The sequence below is a fragment of the Amycolatopsis sp. FU40 genome (assembly GCF_021903635.1).
Lineage (GTDB): Bacteria > Actinomycetota > Actinomycetes > Mycobacteriales > Pseudonocardiaceae > Amycolatopsis > Amycolatopsis dendrobii.
This window is the reverse complement of sequence record NZ_CP091381.1, coordinates 3031667-3046932: the sequence shown is the minus strand read 5'-3', so window position 1 is coordinate 3046932 and position 15266 is coordinate 3031667. Positions and strand designations below refer to the sequence as shown.

Below are 15266 nucleotides of genomic sequence, written 5' to 3'. Positions count from 1 at the left end.
GACGGCAGCCACGCCATGGCGCACCAGTTCACCGAGAAGCAGGTGCGCGACACCGTCCGCGCGCTCGACGACGCGGGCATCTCGCTGATCGAGGTGACCCACGGCGACGGCCTCGGCGGCTCGACCTTCAACTACGGTTTTTCCTTGGTGGACGAGCGAAAGCTGATCGCCGCCGCGGTCGACGAGGCGAAGCAGGCGAAGATCGCGGTGCTCCTGCTGCCCGGCCTCGGCACGGTCACCGATCTGCGCGCGGCGGCCGACCTCGGCGCGGGCGCGGTGCGGATCGCGACGCACTGCACCGAGGCCGACGTGTCCATCCAGCACTTCGGCGCGGCCCGCGATCTGGGTCTGGAAACCGTCGGATTCCTGATGCTGTCGCACATGTCGACGCCGGAGGACCTGGCGAAGCAAGCCCGGATCATGGCCGACGCCGGTTGCCAGTGCGTGTACGTCGTGGACTCCGCGGGCGCGCTGATCCTGGACGACGCCTCCGACCGCGTCGCCGCGCTCGTCGCGGAACTCGGCGACGACGCCCAGGTCGGCTACCACGGGCACCAGAACCTGAGCTTCGGCGTCGCCAACTCGGTGCTCGCGTACCGCGCGGGCGCCCGGCAGATCGACGGTTCGCTCGCCGCCCTCGGCGCCGGCGCGGGCAACTCGCCGACGGAGGTCCTGGCGGCCACGTTCGAGCGGCTCGGCATCAAAACCGGTGTGGACAAAGACGTTCTGATGGAAGCGGCGGAGAACGTCGTCAAGAAGTACCTGACCCGGCTGCCGGTGATGGACCGGTCGTCGATCATCCAGGGCTACGCCGGCGTGTACTCCAGCTTCCTGCTGCACGCCGAACGCGCGGCCGAGCGCTACGGAGTCCCGGCGCACGAAATCCTCTACAAGGTCGGCGAAGAGCGCTACGTCGGCGGCCAAGAGGACATGATCATCGACATCGCGCTGCGGCTGCGCGACGAGCGGGCAGCCGCTCAGTGAGCGCCCGAGTCGAAAGCGTCCGCGCCGAGCACGAGCTGCACGCAGTGCTCGACGAGACGCTCGCGGCTCACCTTCAGCGTGCCGTCGAGGTAGGCGATGAACACGTTGCTGAGCGCGCCGACGAGACCGATCGCCACGAGCTGGCGGCCGGTTTCGTCGCCGCGCGACAACTGTTCGCCGACGAGCGTGGTGAACGCCGGGAGGAGGTGCAGGCCGCGGCTGGTCAGCGCGGGATCGGTCAGCGGCGCGAGCAGCAGCACCCGGCCCTTGCGCGGGTCGTCCAGCACGAGCTCCACGAACGCGGTGACGGCTCGTTCGGCGCGGCGGCTCGGATCGGCTTCGCCGGAAACCGCGTCGGCCAGCGCTTGCCGGGCTTGGTCTCCGACGTCCTCGTAGACAGCGGCGACCAGGCTTTCCCGGTCGGCGAAGCTTTCGTAGAAGTACCGCTCGGTCAGCTTCGCCGACCGGCACACCGCGCGGACGCTCACCGCCGCGCTGCCCTGCGCCCCGAGGAGGTCGAGCCCGGCGGCCAGCAGCTGCGCGCGGCGCTGGGCCTTGCGGTCGTCCAGCGTCGTGCCCGCCCACGTGCGGCCCGGCATACCCGCTCCCGTCCCGAGTTGACCACAGATGTTGTCACATCCTAACCTGACAACAGCTGTAGTCACTTCGCCGACCCGCCGAGGAGCCGCGATGAGGGACACCCCGGAGCCGCTGGGACCGGACTCGCTGACCTGGAAGTACTTCGGCGACTGGCGCGGGCTGCTGATCGCGCTGTGGGCCGGGTCGATGCAGAACATGCACCCCGGCCTCGGCGCGGGCGTCGAGGAACACTCGAAATTCTTCGAGGAACGCTGGCAGCGGCTGTTCCGTTCGCTGTACCCGATCGGCGGCGTGGTCTACGACGGTCCGCTCGCGCACCGCACGGCGCTGGAGGTGCGCGGCTACCACGACCGCATCAAGGGCGTGGACAAGAAGGGCCGCCGCTACCACGCGCTGGACCCGGACACGTATTACTGGGCGCATTCGACGTTCTTCGTCAGCACCATCCTGATCGCGGACAATTTCATGGGCGGCATCGGCGAAGAGGAGAAACGCACGCTGTTCGACGAGCACGTGCGCTGGTGGCGGATGTACGACATGACGATGCGGCCGGTGCCGCAGTCGTGGGAGGACTTCCAGCGGTACTGGAAGCACATGTGCACTGAGGTGCTGGAGGACAACAAGGCCGCCCGCGACGTCCTCGACCTCCGCGGGATCGCGAAACCGCCGTTCCTGCCGTGGCTGCCGGATCCGTTGTGGAAACCGGTCGCGAAGATCATCGCGAAACAGTTCGTGTGGCTGACCGTCGGCTTGTACGACCCGGAAGTGCGCGCTCTGCTCGGCTTTCGCTGGTCCGCGCGCGACGCCCGCCGGCACCGGCGCGTCGGCAAGCTGATCAACGCCGGGTTTTCGCTGCTTCCGCATGATCGCCGCTACCATCCGCGGGCACGGGCGGGCTGGCGGCGCGCCCGCGGCGAACTGGCCCCGGGGACGCCGCCGGTCGAAACCCCGCGCCGCAATCTTCCCCCGCTCGCCGAGCGCGGGAAACCGGAGCACTACTCGCCGGACGTGCCGTGACCGCCGCGGGAGCTTGATTCCCGCGTCGTGCACGGGCTTCGAGATCAGGAGGGCTTGATGAAGCTGGGCTTTCACCTCGGGTACTGGGGGAGCGGGCCGATCCCGGGCGCGCAGGAATCCGTGCTCGAAGCGGAACGGCTCGGGTTCGACTCGGTGTGGTCGGCCGAGGCGTACGGGTCGGACGCGTTCACGCCGCTGGCCTGGGTCGGCGCGGCGACCAGCCGGATCAAGCTCGGCACGAACATCGTGCAGATGTCCGCGCGCACCCCGGCCGCGACCGCGATGAGCGCGCTGACCATGGACCACCTGTCCGGCGGCCGGTTCGTGCTCGGGCTGGGCGCGTCCGGGCCGCAGGTGGTGGAGGGCTGGTACGGGCAGCCGTATCCGAAGCCGCTGGCGCGCACCCGCGAGTACGTCGAGATCGTGCGGAAGGTGCTGGCCCGCGAGGAGCCGGTGACCATCGACGGGCAGTTCTTCCAGTTGCCGCTCAAGGGCGGGACCGGACTGGGCAAACCGCTCAAGCCGACGGTGCATCCGCTGCGCGCCGACCTGCCGATCTACCTCGCCGCGGAAGGCCCGAAGAACGTCGCGCTGGCCGCGGAGATCTGCGACGGCTGGCTGCCGTTGTTCTTCTCGCCCAAGTCCGACGGCTTCTACCGGGCCGCGCTGGAGGAGGGGTTCGCCCGCCCGGGCGCGCGGCGAAGCGGCCTGGACGGTTTCGAGGTCGCCGCGTCGGTGCCGGTGATCGTGCACGACGACGTCGAGGAGGCCGCCGGCTTCATCAAGCCCGCGCTGGCGCTGTACATCGGCGGGATGGGCGCGAAGAGCGTGAACTTCCACCACGACGTGTTCGCCCGGCTCGGCTACGCCGACGTCGCGGACAAGGTCCAGGAGCTGTACCTGGCGGGGCGGAAGGAAGAGGCGGTCAAGGCGATCCCGACATCGCTGGTCGAGGACACTTCGCTGATCGGGCCCGCGGAGAAGATCCGGGAAGAGCTGGCGGCGTGGGAAGAGACGGTGGTGACCACGCTGCTGCTGCGCGGGGACGCCGGATCGCTGGCGAAGGCGGCGAAAGCGCTGTCCTGAAAGCGAAGCGCGGGCACCTCGCGAGCGGCGAATCCGGCGAGAACCGGCTTCGCCGCTCACGAGGCCGTAGTCGGCCCGGTACGGCCGGTGCATCACGACGGTGGCACGATTCCTCCCGACCACTACCCGGAACCGGCGAAGATCCATTAGGCATGCGTTCGTCGTTCCGCCTTCGAGGAGGACCTTTGGCGTCGCTGTCCCGCCGCACGAGATTCCGCTACTCGCTCGGCTCCTTCGTCACCGGCGGGTTCGGCACCGTGCCGGGGCTGCTCCTGCTCCCGTACCTCACCGACACCATGGCGGTGCCGGCCGCGGCGGCCGGGATCATCGTGTTCGTGCCCAAGGCGTGGGACGTGGTCTTCAACCCGGTCGCCGGGCGGCTGTCCGACGCGGACCTAGCGCGCACCGGAAGCAGGCGGCGGTTCCTGCTGCGCGGCGGGATCGGCGTCGCGATCCTGTTCTTCGCCTTGTTCGCGCACCCCGGCTTCGGCACCCCGCTGTGGGACGCGACCTACGTCGTGGTCATGTTCTTCCTGTGCGCCACCGCGTACGCGTTCTTCCAGGTGCCGTTCAACGCGCTTCCCGCCGAGCTGACCGATTCCGCCGAGGAACGCACGAAACTCACCAGCGTCCGGATCGGCGTGCTGGCGGTCGCGGTGCTGGTGTCCGGCGGCGGCGCCCCGGCGATCACCGACCTGCTGCCCGGAGTGGCGGGCTACCGGGTGATGGGCCTGGTGATGGCGGTGATCATCCTGGCCGCCACGCTCGGCGTCTACTTCGGCCTGAAGGGCGCGCCGGTCGGCTCGCTGCGGCCCAACACGGTGCGGCTCAAGGAACTGGCGCGCACTATCGCGCAGTGGCGTTCGTTCCGGTGGCTGCTCGGCGTCTACTTCATCCAGGCGCTCGGCATCGGCACCGTGCTGGCCGCGATCCCGTACTTCGCGCAGCACGTGCTCGGCGACCCGAGCTACCGCACCTACCTGTTCGTCGGCTTCGTCGGGCCCGCGCTCGTCACCATGCCGTTGTGGCCGCGGCTGGGCGCGCGCTGGGGCAAGCTCGCCGGCTTCCGGATCGCCACCGCGTCCTTCTTCCTCGGCCTGGTGGCGATGTACTTCGCCGACCGGCTCCCGTTCGCCGCGACCCTGGTGTTCGTCGCGCTCGCCGGCGTCGGCTACGCGGGCATTTCGGTGTTCCCGCTGGCGATCCTGCCCGACCTGATCAGCGCCGAGGAGGAACGGACCGGCGAGACCAGGGCGGGCGTGACGGCAGGCGTGTGGACCGCGTCCGAGACGCTCGGGCTCGCGCTCGGGCCGGGGCTGTTCGGGCTCGTGCTGCAGGGCGGGAGCTACGTGTCGAGCACCGGCGCCACCGCCGTCCCGCAGCCGCCCTCGGCGATCACCGCCATCGTGCTCGGGGCGTCGGTGCTGCCCGCGGTGCTGATCGCGCTCGGCATCCCGCTGCTGCGCCGTTCGGTCCTGGAGAAGCAGGCGTGAACGACATCCTGGCGCGGCTGCGCGAACTGCGCTCCGGCGACCTGCCGACGCACGGCGGGCGCACGCTGGCCTACGTGTACGACAGCGGACTGTCCGAAGTGGACGAGATCGCCGCCGCCGCGCACGCGCTGGCCAGCTCCGCCAACGGACTCGACCCCACCGCGTTCCCCAGCCTGCTGCGGATGGAGAACGACCTGGTCGCCCGCGCGGCCGGACTGCTCGGCGGGACACCGGAGACCGTCGGCACGGTGACGTCCGGCGGCACCGAATCGTGCCTGCTGGCGGTTCTCGCCGCCCGTGACGCGCGGCCGGACCTCGCCGCGCCGTCGATCGTGCTCCCGGAAACCGCGCACGCCGCGTTCCACAAGGCCGCGCATCTGTTCGGTGTGCGGAAGGTCGTGGTGCCGGTCGATCCGGACACCTTCCGCGCGGACCCGGCGGCGATGACCGCGGCGATCGACGAGTCCACTGTGCTCGTCATGGCGAGCGCGCCGTCGTACGCGCACGGCGTCGTCGACCCGATCACGGAGATCGCCGCCGCCGCTTCGGCACGCGGGGTGCGCATGCACGTCGACGCGTGCATCGGCGGCTGGGTGCTGCCGTACTTCGCGAAGCTGGGCGCGGACTTGCCGCCGTTCGACTTCCGCGTTCCAGGCGTCACCAGCATTTCGGTGGACCTGCACAAATACGCCTACTGCGCCAAGGGCGTCTCGGTGCTGCTGCACGCCTCGGCGGAACTGCGGCGAACGCATTTCTTCGCGAGCGCGGCCTGGCCCGGCTACACGATGCTCAACCCGACGCTGCAGAGCACCCGCTCCGGCGGTCCGCTCGCCGCCGCGTGGGCTGTCGTGCACCATCTCGGCGAGGACGGCTACCTGCAGCTGGCCTCGCGCACGCGGGAAGCCGTGGGCCGGATTCGCGCCGGCGTGGCTTCGCTTCCGGGTCTGCGCGTACTCGGCGATCCGGTGTCGACGCTGGTCGCGTTCACCGGCTCCGACGGCTTCGACCTGTTCACCGTCGCCGACGAGATGAAGATGCGGGGCTGGTACGTCCAGCCGCAGTTCGCGCACGGGACTTCGCCGCTGAACCTGCACCTCACCGTCACCGCCGCGAACCACGGCAGCGAGCCGGAATTCCTCGCCGATCTGGCGGCTTCCGTCGAGGCGGCGCGGGCGGAAGGCCCGGTGCGGGTCGATCCGGACGTCGCCGCGTTCGTGGCCGCACTGGACCCGGAAACACTGACGTCCGAACAGTTCGGCGGCTTGCTCGCGGCGGCGGGCCTGACCGGCGGCGACGGCCTGCCGGAACGGATGGCACCCGTCAACGCGCTGCTGGCCGCCGCGCCGGAACCGTTGCGGGAACGGCTGCTGGTGGAGTTTCTCGGGGCGCTGTACACGCCGAGCGGTTCGTGAGGGGAATCCTGACGGAATAAGATTCCCTCAGGGTTCCCCTCACGACCAGCCAAGCCGCACTGTTCCCGCCTGATGGCATCAGAGGGTGCGGCTGAGGAGCGGAAGCAGCTGTTCCCAATGCCGCCGCAGGCCTGCGGCGTCGAAGGAATCCGTGTCGGCCATGGTGAATCCGTGGACCGTACCGGGATAGATCTCGGACGTGTAGCTGACTCCCGCCGCGTCCAGCGCCCGGTTGAGCTCGCCGAGCGTTTCCGGCGTCAGGTCGGATGCGGCATGCCCGAAGTGCGCCTGAGCGGCGAGCTGAGCGAAACTCTCGGGTCCGGCCGCACCGACCGGCGCGTGGAATCCGGCGACCGCCGCCACCTGATCCGGATGCGCCGCGGCGGTGCGGACCGCGTGGAGCCCGCCGATGCAATAGCCGGTGACCCCCACCGGCCCGGTGCTCGCTTCGGGCTGGGCGGTGAGGAACTTGAGATAAGCGGCGGCATCGCGCCGCACCAGTTCAGGGGTGTGCGCTTCGATCATCGGCAGCACTTGAGCGAAGACGGCGGGACGCTCGTCTTCGCCGATGAACTCCGGAAGGTCGAGCACCGGCGCCGGGCCGTGCCGGTAGAAATAGTTGGGCACGAGGACGTAATAGCCGTGCCGCGCCAGTTCGCCGGCGAGGTCTCGGACCACGGGCCGGATGCCGAAACCGTCGGCGTACATCAGCACGCCGGGATGCTGTCTTCCGTCGCCGGGGAACGCCGCGAAGGCGTCGGAAAGTCCGTCGGCGGCGGGGATCTGCAAAGTTTTGCCGGGCATGAATTCTCCTGTCGTCGTTGAGTTTCCTGTGCTCACGACGAAAGGAGGCGGGGCCCGTGCGGCGCTCAGAAGAGCACCGGGCAGCCGATCCGTGAGTGGCGCGAAGCCGTCCCGGTAGTCATCGACGGTCAACTTAGCCCATCGCGCGGGACTGGTCGACCCCGAGCCTTGACGTCAAGTCCGCTTGATGTCGAACACTGGCGGTGATCGACACGAGCGCTGGAGGCAAGGAATGAGCAAGGCGATGGGGTTCCGCGAGCTGGGCGGGCCGGAAGTGCTGCGGCTGGAGGAGGTGCCGGAGCCCCGTCCCGGGCCGGGGGAGGTCCGGATCCGGACGAAGGCCGCGGGGGTGCAGGCGTTCGACGTCGCGGTGCTCGCGGGGCTCGTCCCGGTGCCGGAACCGGGCGCGTTCACCGTGCCGGGCAACGAGTTCGCGGGAATCGTCGACGAGGTCGGGGAGGGCGTCGAAGGGTTCGAAGCGGGCGACGAGGTGCTCGGCTTCGGCAGGCTGGGCGCGTACCAGGAACTGGTCGTCGCCGGACAGGACCAGGTGGTGGCCAAGCCGCCGGAGATGCCGTGGGAGGTCGCCGGCGCGTTCACCGCGGCGGCGCAGACCGCGGAGATCGCGATCGAGCGGATCAACGTCGGCCCCGGCGACACAGTGCTGGTGCACGGCGCGGCCGGCTCCGTCGGAGCGATGGCGGTGCAGCTGTCCCGGCTGCGCGGCGCGAAGGCGCTCGGCGTCGCGCGTCCGGCGTGGCACGAGCAGGTGCGGGCACTCGGGGCGATTCCCCTTGCCTACAGCGAGGATTTCGTCGAACGGGTCGCGCCCCACGGCGTCACGGCGGCGATCGACGGGGTCGGCGGGACCGCGCTGGAGTACACAGTGGACCTGATCGAGGACCGGTCCCGGATTCTGACCCTGGTCGAGCACGACCGCGCCGGCGAGCTGGGCATCCGGCTCACGGTGAACGACCGCTCGGCGGCTCGCCTCGCACGGCTGGCGGGCCGGTACGCGAAAGGCGAGCTGACGCACCGCATCATGGCGACGTTCCCGCTCGCCGAGGCTGCCGAAGCGATGCGGACGTATCAGGCAGGGAACATCCACGGCAAGATCGTGCTCACGATGGACTGACCGGGTCCTGGTGGAAGTACCGCTTCCCCCGCGACACCGACGCCAGCGCGGCGACCAGCGCCATCGCCGCGGCCGCGACGAACACGGTGACCAGTCCGTCGTGGAACGGCCCGGAAATCAGGGTGGGGAAGAACTCCTTGCCGGTCAACGCGGCGGAATCGGCGGGGGCGAGCTGGCCGAGCACGCCGGGTCCGACCAGATGCTGCACCGGGTTGCTGCCCAGGAACGCGGCGAAGAGGGTGCTCACCGGCGGCAGCTGGGCGAGGTTCGCGGCGACGTCCGCCGGGACGCCGTGCGCCCGCAGCCCGCCGGTGAGCGTCGTGGGCAGCGATCCGGCCAGCCCGGCGATCATGAGGGAGAAGAACACGCCGATGGACAGTGAAGTCCCGGAATTCTGGAACGTCGCGCGCATGCCGGACGCGACGCCGCGCTGGTTGTCCGGCACGCTGCTCATGATCGCCGAGGTGTTCGGCGCGGAGAACATGCCCTGGCCGATCCCGCTGAGCACGAGCAGCAGCGCGAACGCGGGATAGCTGAAATCCACCGGCAGCGCGAGCAGGCCGAGGAACGATCCGGCGACCAGCAGCAGCCCGCCGGTGGAGAACAGCCGCGCGCCGAACCGGTCGGAGAGGAAGCCGGACACCGGGCCGGCGATCAGGAACCCGGCGGTGAGCGGCAGCAGGTAGATCCCGGCCCAGAGCGGGGTCTGCTCGTAGTCGTAGCCGTGCAGCGGCAGCCAGATCCCCTGCAGCCAGATGATCAGCATGAACTGCATCCCGCCGCGCGCGATCGCGGTGAGCAGCGCGGCGAGGTTCCCCGCGGTGAACGCGCGGATGCGGAACAGCGACAGCTGGAACATCGGCGACGGCACCCTGGTCTCGATCACGCAGAACCCCGCCAGCAGCGCGATCCCGGCGCCGAGCCCGCCGAGCACCCGCGGGTTGCCCCAGCCGGTCGCCGCGCCGCCGTAGGGCTGGATGCCGTAGGTGATCGAGGCGAGGATGACCGCGGTGCCGAGCGCGAAGGTGACGTTGCCGCCCCAGTCGATCCGCGACCGTTGCGGCTTGCTGACCTCGCGCAGGCTGCGGATCGACCAGACCGTGCCGAGGATGCCGAACGGCACGCTCACCCAGAACACCGCGCGCCAGTCGAGTTCGGCCAGCAGCCCGCCCGCGACCAGCCCGAGGAACTGCCCGGCGAGCGCGGTGATCTGGTTGACGCCCAAGGCCGTTCCGCGTTGCTCGCGCGGGAAGGCGTCAGTGAGGATCGCCGCGGAATTCGCGGTGAGCATCGCGCCGCCGACGGCCTGCACCACGCGCCAGCCGATCAGCCACAGCGCGCCGCCGCCCGCGCGGAACGGGTCGAACGACAACGCCACCGAGGCGACGCTGAAGATCACGAACCCGACATTGTACATCCGGACGCGGCCGAACATGTCGCCGAGCCGCCCGAGCGTCACCACCAGGACCGCGGAAACCAGCAGGTAGCCGAGGATCATCCACAGCAGATAGCCGATGTTGGCCGGGGCCAGCGGGTCCAGTCCGATGCCGCGGAAGATCGCGGGCAGCGAGATGATCACGATCGATCCGTCCAGCGCCGACATCAGCACGCCGAGCGTCGTGTTGGAGAGCGCGACCCATTTGTAGCGCCCGCTGTGCCGTGCCTGGGTGTCGATCGTCCGGTCCGCCACGATCGACAGCCTAGACTGATAAACCTAGCCTGTTCAACTAGTGCGAAACGGACGAACCATCCTGGTAGCGACGGACTCCTGGTTGCCTTTCCCTTTCTTGCCGACGATGAGAGCGGGACGAAGGAGGATTCGGTGAAGGCTGCTGTGCTCAAGGAATTCGGGCGTCCGTTGTCGGTCGAGGAGGTGGCGGAGCCGATGCCGGGCACTGGCGAAGTGGTCGTGGACGTCGTCGCCGCGCCGGTGCTGCACTACACCGCCGAGGTGGTCAGCGGAGCCCGGCGGTATCTGCTCGGCCTGCCCGCGATCCTGGGCGCCGGCGCGGTCGGCCGGGTGCGTTCGGCCGGACCGGACGCGACGAAGCTCCGGCCGGGTGATTGGGTCCGCTGCGACCCGGCAGTCCGCTCCCGCGACGACGCGGTGACGCCGGACGTCGTCCTGCAAGGCCTCACCGCGCGCGGCGACGGGGGATTGGCGTTGCAGCGCCACTTCCGGAACGGCGGGTTCGCCGAGCGGATCATGGTCCCGACGGAGAACGCGGCCCCGCCGGGCGAGATCGACGAGGCCGACGCGGGCCGGTGGGCCGCGCTCGGAATCTGCCTGGTGCCGTACGGCGGCCTGCTCGACGGCGGATTGCAGCCTGGCGAGACAGTGCTGGTGAGCGGCGCGACCGGCACGTACGGCGGCGCGGCAGTGGCCGTGGCGCTCGCGATGGGTGCGGGCCGGGTGATCGCGCCGGGCCGGAACCGGGCCGCGCTGGCCGATCTGGAGCAGCGTTTCGGCCGCCGCGTCCGGACGGTCGTGTCGGGCGGCAGCGAAGACGAGGACCGTGCGGCCATGCTGTCGGTCGCGGGCCCGGTGGACCTGGTACTGGACCTGCTGCCGCCGTCCGCCTCGGCCGCAGCGGCGCGCGCGGCCGCGATGTCGGTCCGGGAGTTCGGCCGTGTGGTGCTGATGGGCGGGGTCGGAGAGGATATCGCGCTGCCGTACCCGTGGCTGATGCTGAACAGCGTGACGGTGCGCGGCCGGTGGATGTACCCGCGCGACGCGGTGCCGAAGCTCATCGCGCTGGCGCGGTGCGGGTTGCTGGACTTGGCACAGTTCGAAGTCGACGAGTTCGCGCTGTCCGCGGTCGGCGAGGCGGTGCAGCACGCGGCCGAGGCGGGTGGCCGGTTCCGGCTCACGGTGGTGCGGCCGTGAGCCGGAACTGTCCTTAATGGACGTGGACGGGTTCCCATCCGGGGAACGGGTCGTCGGCGGCGGCGGCTTCGGACAAGCATCCCTCGAGCGCGTCAAGCAGCGCGGCGTGCTGGAGCCCGACACCGATGAACACCAGTTCCTGCCGCGGCCCTTCGGCAACGCCCTGCGGTTCGAACCGCGCCACGCTGCCCGCCTGCGACCACAATCCGAGCGTGCCCGGCCGGGTGCTGAGACTGAAGAATCCCTTCGACCGCAGCACGGTGCCGAACTCGCCGGAGTCCAGCCGCGAGGTCACGAACTCCCACAACCGCACCGGGTCGAACGCGCGCGGGGAACGGAACACGACGCTGGAAATGCCGTACTCCTCGGTCTCCGGCACGTGGTCGCCGTTCAGTTCCGCCACCCAGCCCGGCGCTTCCCGCGCGCGTTCGGCGTCGTACCGGCCGGTGCCGAACACTCGTTCCAACGGCACCCGGCCGAACTCGGCGGACACGACGTCGGCGGCCGGGTTGAGCCGCCGCAGCGAGGCCAGCAGGCGGTCCTGTTCGGACGGTGCGACCAGGTCAACCTTGTTCAGCAGCAGCACATCCGCGAACTCGACCTGGTCCATCAGCAGGTCGCTGACCGTCCGCTCGTCGCCGTCGTACTGGTCCAGCTGACGCTCGGCCAGGCTGTCTCCCCGGGCCAGTTCCCTGGCGAAGTTCGCGGCGTCCACCACGGTGACCATCGTGTCCAGCCGGGCCGACGACAGCACCGGAGTGCCGTCGTCGGCGGGGAAGGAGAACGCCGCGGCCACCGGCATCGGCTCGGAGATCCCGCTGGACTCGATGAGCAGATGGTCGAACCGCCCGTCCTCGCACAGCCGGGCGACCTCGTCGAGCAGATCCTCCCGCAGGGTGCAGCAAATGCACCCGTTGGTCATCTCGACCAGCCGCTCCTCGGTCCGCGACACGCTGTCCCGCACGAGCGCGGCGTCGATGTTGACCTCGCTCATGTCGTTCACGATCACCGCTACGCGCAGGCCCTCGCGGTTGGCCAGGATCCGGTTGAGCAGCGTGGTCTTCCCCGCACCGAGGAATCCGGAAAGGACAGTGACCGGGACGCTCACCGCTCGAACCGCTGGAAGTGCTTGATCATCTTGCGCGGCACCAGTTTCCGCTCGCCGTCCACGACGATCGGCACCAGGTCCGGAACCGCCGCCTTCCACTGCGAGCGCCGGGACCGGGTGTTGCTGCGGGACATTTTCCGCTTCGGGACGGCCATCAGCGCGCGCCCCCGCTCCGGCGCTGCCCGTAGCGGCGGTGGAACTTCTCGACCTGGCCCGCCGAATCGAGGATCCGCTGGGTGCCGGTCCAGAACGGATGCGACCACGCGCTGATGTCCACCGCCACGAGCGGGTAGGTGTTGCCGTCGGACCATTCGATGGTGCGGTCGGAGGTGGCGGTGGAGCGGGTCAGGAACGCGTCGCCGGTCGACGAGTCCTTGAAGACCACCGGGTGGTAGTCGGGGTGGATGCCGGGTTTCACAGGGTTTCGTCCTTCTGGTTGGCGGCGTTGGCGTGCCGGTCGGGTTCTTCGGTTTCTTCGCAGGGGTCTTCGTGCCAGTCCCCGAACGGGTCGGGGTACCCGCGCCAGGCCGCTTCGCCCTCGGCCAATTCGGCGTCGGTGAGCAGAGCTGCCCGCAACGCGCTCTCGATTTCCGCCGGGGCGGCCTGATCGGTGACAATCACCAGTTCCTGCGCGCGGTCGCCGTGCACTGGGTCCCAGCGCAGCGAGGCGAGCGTGCGGCGTTCGGGGGAGACGTCGGCCCAGTCCGGTCCGTCCGGCGAGGCGAGCCACGGCCCGGCGTGCCCGATGCCGAGTCCGCCGCCCGCCGATTCGATCCAGAACGCGACGTCCGGCTGGCTCGCGACCCAGGCGCGGCCGCGGGTGCGGACCACGCCGTCGAGCAGCAGGTCGATCGCCTCGTGCAGGCGCTCCGGATGGAACGGGCGCTGTGCGGTGAACCGCAGCAGTTCGATGCCGCAGTCCGGATGCAGCGGCGGCGCGCCGCGCAGCAACGCGCCGTGCAGGTCGGTGACCTCGCCGCGGCGGGCGTCGGCGGGGATCGCGGCGAACAGCCCGGCGGCGTCGGTGCGCGCCAGCTCGACTCGCGGGACGGACGGCGCGACCCGGTCCAGCACCGCGGAGGACTTCGCGGCGCACCAGGCGTCCGGCGCGGCTCCGGCGAGCACGAGCACGTCCGCCGATTCCACTTGGGACAGTGCGACCTGGGCGACCGTCCGCTCGTCCTCCGGGCTGCCGTGGAGACCGCGCTCGGCGAGCAGGTCGTCTCCGGTGACGTCGGCGAGCCAGGTCGCGCAGTCCAGCACGGTGAACACCGCTTCGAGCTCGACGTCGTCGCTCACCGGGCGGTCGCCGACCAGGACGTTGCGGATCGCCCAGCTCACCGGTTCCGGCTCCATCGCCTCGTCCAGCCGCACGACGATGCGGTCGACCTGCGGCATCCGGGCCAGCCGGCGCAGCAGCGGCAGCAGGTCCTCGCGCAGCGTGCAGTTGACGCAGCCGTGCGCCAGTTCGAGCGGCGTCAGCTCGTCGCGGCCGCGCAGCAGGATCCGGCGGCGGACGACGCCGGAGCCGATGTCGCGGAGGTCGTGGTGGACGACGGCGGTGCCGGGGCTCGCGCGGAGCAGGAGCGCGGCAAGAGCCTCGGTGCGGGCGATCCCGCTGCAGAGCACGAGCGGGACACGCGGACGTGGGGGCACTGGATCTCCAGACGACGGGGCGGGGTACGGTGCCGAGCGTAGTTGAACATGAATGTCACTATCAACTTGGGAGGGTCCGTGTCAGCCGTGTGCCAGGTCACCGGCCGCAAGCCGGGCTACGGCAAGCAGGTCTCGCATTCGCATCGCCGCACGTCGCGACGCTGGGAGCCGAACCTGCAGACGCGCCGCTACTACGTGCCGAGCCTCGGCCGCACCGTGCGGCTCAGGGTGTCGGCGAAGGGCATGAAGACGATCGACAAACGCGGCATCGACGCCGTCGTCGCCGATCTCGTGGCGAAGGGAGTGAAGCTCTAGATGGCGAGAAGCACCGACATCCGGCCGATCATCAAGCTGCGGTCGACCGCGGGAACCGGCTACACGTACGTGACGAAGAAGAACCGCCGCAACAATCCGGACCGGATGGTGCTGCGCAAATACGACCCGGTTGCGCGCAAGCACGTCGAATTCAAGGAAGAGCGCTGATGGCGAAGAAGTCGAAAATCGCGAAGAACGAACAGCGGAAGGTGATAGCCGCGCGGTATGTCGAACGGCGGCGCGCGCTCAAGGCGGTGATCGCGTCGCCGTCCGCTTCACCGCAGGATAAGGCCGACGCAGCCGTTGCGCTGCAACGCATGCCGCGTGACGCCAGCCGCACGCGCATCCGCAACCGCGACGCCGCCGACGGGCGTCCGCGCGGATACCTGCGGAAATTCGGGCTGTCCCGGGTGCGCACGCGGCAGATGGCGCACAACGGGGAACTGCCCGGCGTCTCGAAGTCGAGCTGGTGAGCGCCATGCCGAAACCGGACCGGACGCCGCGCCGCCGCCCGAACCCCTTCCACGCCGCCGGAATCACCCGGGTGGACTGGAAAGACGTCGACCTGCTGCGGAAATTCATCTCCGACCGCGGCAAGATCCGGGCCCGCCGGGTCACCGGATTGACGCCGCAGCAGCAGAAACAGGTGGCGACCGCGATCAAGAACGCGCGGGAGATGGCGCTGCTGCCGTACCCGACGGCGGCGCGGAGCTGAAAAACCGGATGCGGGCAGCGGGCCGGGCGCGGGACCATGACGGCACGGAACGGG

Annotated in this window: 18 protein-coding genes; 11 read left to right on the top strand and 7 right to left on the bottom strand. The window is 70.3% G+C overall.

Annotated elements, in window-relative coordinates:
* The first annotated feature begins 15 nt into the window (after window positions 1–15).
* On the top strand, window positions 16–984 hold the full coding sequence (gene dmpG, locus L3Q65_RS15065; protein WP_237600893.1) for a 4-hydroxy-2-oxovalerate aldolase: 969 nt from the start codon (window positions 16–18) through the stop codon (window positions 982–984).
* On the opposite strand, the gene L3Q65_RS15060 is transcribed toward dmpG, so the two are convergent.
* Complete coding sequence (locus L3Q65_RS15060; RefSeq protein ID WP_182889041.1) at window positions 978–1583, bottom strand: TetR/AcrR family transcriptional regulator; 606 nt, start codon at window positions 1581–1583, stop codon at window positions 978–980. The genes dmpG and L3Q65_RS15060 overlap by 7 nt on opposite strands.
* Window positions 1584–1674: 91 nt before the next feature.
* Here L3Q65_RS15060 and L3Q65_RS15055 point away from each other — a divergent pair, with 91 nt between their 5' ends.
* The 4 genes from L3Q65_RS15055 (at window position 1675) to L3Q65_RS15040 (ending at window position 6592) form a co-directional block, all read left to right on the top strand.
* The gene (locus L3Q65_RS15055) at window positions 1675–2601 is read left to right on the top strand and encodes an oxygenase MpaB family protein (protein WP_182889042.1); all 927 of its coding nucleotides are present in this window, start codon (window positions 1675–1677) and stop codon (window positions 2599–2601) included.
* 57 nt (window positions 2602–2658) lie between these two features.
* Window positions 2659–3687 carry an LLM class F420-dependent oxidoreductase gene (locus tag L3Q65_RS15050; RefSeq protein ID WP_237600022.1) on the top strand — a complete coding sequence of 343 codons (1029 nt, stop codon included), beginning with the start codon at window positions 2659–2661 and terminating at the stop codon, window positions 3685–3687.
* A gap of 185 nt (window positions 3688–3872) precedes the next feature.
* Complete coding sequence (locus L3Q65_RS15045) at window positions 3873–5180, top strand: MFS transporter (protein ID WP_182889044.1); 1308 nt, start codon at window positions 3873–3875, stop codon at window positions 5178–5180.
* Window positions 5177–6592, top strand: a complete 1416-nt coding sequence (locus L3Q65_RS15040; protein WP_237600021.1) for an aminotransferase class V-fold PLP-dependent enzyme — start codon at window positions 5177–5179, stop codon at window positions 6590–6592. The genes L3Q65_RS15045 and L3Q65_RS15040 overlap by 4 nt, the downstream gene beginning before the upstream one ends.
* Window positions 6593–6670: 78 nt before the next feature.
* Here the strand turns inward: L3Q65_RS15040 and L3Q65_RS15035 are convergent, their stop codons facing one another.
* Window positions 6671–7396: a dienelactone hydrolase family protein gene (locus tag L3Q65_RS15035; protein ID WP_237600020.1), complete on the bottom strand. Its 726-nt coding sequence runs from the start codon at window positions 7394–7396 to the stop codon at window positions 6671–6673.
* Between the two features lie 232 nt (window positions 7397–7628).
* Here L3Q65_RS15035 and L3Q65_RS15030 point away from each other — a divergent pair, with 232 nt between their 5' ends.
* On the top strand, window positions 7629–8531 hold the full coding sequence (locus tag L3Q65_RS15030) for an NADP-dependent oxidoreductase (RefSeq protein ID WP_182889047.1): 903 nt from the start codon (window positions 7629–7631) through the stop codon (window positions 8529–8531).
* Here L3Q65_RS15030 and L3Q65_RS15025 read toward each other — a convergent pair.
* Window positions 8518–10221 (bottom strand): MFS transporter, encoded by a 1704-nt coding sequence (locus L3Q65_RS15025; protein WP_255751354.1) that lies wholly within the window; start codon window positions 10219–10221, stop codon window positions 8518–8520. The two genes, L3Q65_RS15030 and L3Q65_RS15025, sit on opposite strands and share 14 nt — an antisense overlap.
* 132 nt (window positions 10222–10353) lie before the next feature.
* Between L3Q65_RS15025 and L3Q65_RS15020 the strand changes: the two genes are divergently transcribed.
* Window positions 10354–11418, top strand: a complete 1065-nt coding sequence (locus L3Q65_RS15020) for a medium chain dehydrogenase/reductase family protein (protein WP_237600019.1) — start codon at window positions 10354–10356, stop codon at window positions 11416–11418.
* Between the two features lie 13 nt (window positions 11419–11431).
* Here the strand turns inward: L3Q65_RS15020 and L3Q65_RS15015 are convergent, their stop codons facing one another.
* From L3Q65_RS15015 to mrf, 4 genes are read right to left on the bottom strand one after another with little or no spacing between them, the layout of a single operon-like run.
* Window positions 11432–12526, bottom strand: a complete 1095-nt coding sequence (locus L3Q65_RS15015) for a GTP-binding protein (RefSeq protein ID WP_237600018.1) — start codon at window positions 12524–12526, stop codon at window positions 11432–11434.
* Window positions 12523–12681, bottom strand: a complete 159-nt coding sequence (rpmF, locus tag L3Q65_RS15010; RefSeq protein ID WP_237600017.1) for a 50S ribosomal protein L32 — start codon at window positions 12679–12681, stop codon at window positions 12523–12525. Before rpmF ends, L3Q65_RS15015 begins: the two co-directional genes overlap by 4 nt.
* A complete protein-coding gene (locus tag L3Q65_RS15005) occupies window positions 12681–12944 on the bottom strand; it encodes a type B 50S ribosomal protein L31 (RefSeq protein ID WP_237600016.1) in 264 nt (87 codons plus the stop codon). The genes rpmF and L3Q65_RS15005 overlap by 1 nt, the downstream gene beginning before the upstream one ends.
* Window positions 12941–14182, bottom strand: coding sequence for a ribosome hibernation factor-recruiting GTPase MRF (gene mrf, locus L3Q65_RS15000; protein WP_182889053.1), 1242 nt, complete (start codon window positions 14180–14182; stop codon window positions 12941–12943). Before mrf ends, L3Q65_RS15005 begins: the two co-directional genes overlap by 4 nt.
* Window positions 14183–14260: 78 nt before the next feature.
* Between mrf and rpmB the strand changes: the two genes are divergently transcribed.
* The 4 genes from rpmB to rpsR are packed head-to-tail and all read left to right on the top strand — an operon-like array spanning window position 14261 to window position 15212.
* Entirely contained in the window at window positions 14261–14497 is a 237-nt protein-coding gene (rpmB, locus tag L3Q65_RS14995) for a 50S ribosomal protein L28 (protein WP_182889054.1), read from the top strand.
* Entirely contained in the window at window positions 14498–14665 is a 168-nt protein-coding gene (gene rpmG, locus L3Q65_RS14990) for a 50S ribosomal protein L33 (RefSeq protein WP_182889055.1), read from the top strand.
* Window positions 14665–14970 carry a 30S ribosomal protein S14 gene (rpsN, locus tag L3Q65_RS14985; RefSeq protein WP_237600015.1) on the top strand — a complete coding sequence of 102 codons (306 nt, stop codon included), beginning with the start codon at window positions 14665–14667 and terminating at the stop codon, window positions 14968–14970. Before rpmG ends, rpsN begins: the two co-directional genes overlap by 1 nt.
* On the top strand, window positions 14967–15212 hold the full coding sequence (gene rpsR / locus L3Q65_RS14980) for a 30S ribosomal protein S18 (protein WP_182889057.1): 246 nt from the start codon (window positions 14967–14969) through the stop codon (window positions 15210–15212). The genes rpsN and rpsR overlap by 4 nt, the downstream gene beginning before the upstream one ends.
* The last annotated feature ends 54 nt before the right edge of the window (window positions 15213–15266 follow it).

Bases quoted from the DNA above. Each gene is read 5' to 3' on its own strand.
- rpmF (WP_237600017.1), bottom strand. From the start codon at position 12,681: ATGGCCGTCCCGAAGCGGAAAATGTCCCGCAGCAACACCCGGTCCCGG.
- L3Q65_RS15060 (WP_182889041.1), bottom strand. From the start codon at position 1,583: ATGCCGGGCCGCACGTGGGCGGGCACGACGCTGGACGACCGCAAGGCC.
- dmpG (WP_237600893.1), top strand. From the start codon at position 16: ATGGCGCACCAGTTCACCGAGAAGCAGGTGCGCGACACCGTCCGCGCG.
- L3Q65_RS15050 (WP_237600022.1), top strand. From the start codon at position 2,659: ATGAAGCTGGGCTTTCACCTCGGGTACTGGGGGAGCGGGCCGATCCCG.
- L3Q65_RS15030 (WP_182889047.1), top strand. From the start codon at position 7,629: ATGAGCAAGGCGATGGGGTTCCGCGAGCTGGGCGGGCCGGAAGTGCTG.
- L3Q65_RS15055 (WP_182889042.1), top strand. From the start codon at position 1,675: ATGAGGGACACCCCGGAGCCGCTGGGACCGGACTCGCTGACCTGGAAG.
- rpsN (WP_237600015.1), top strand. From the start codon at position 14,665: ATGGCGAAGAAGTCGAAAATCGCGAAGAACGAACAGCGGAAGGTGATA.
- L3Q65_RS15035 (WP_237600020.1), bottom strand. From the start codon at position 7,396: ATGCCCGGCAAAACTTTGCAGATCCCCGCCGCCGACGGACTTTCCGAC.
- rpmG (WP_182889055.1), top strand. From the start codon at position 14,498: ATGGCGAGAAGCACCGACATCCGGCCGATCATCAAGCTGCGGTCGACC.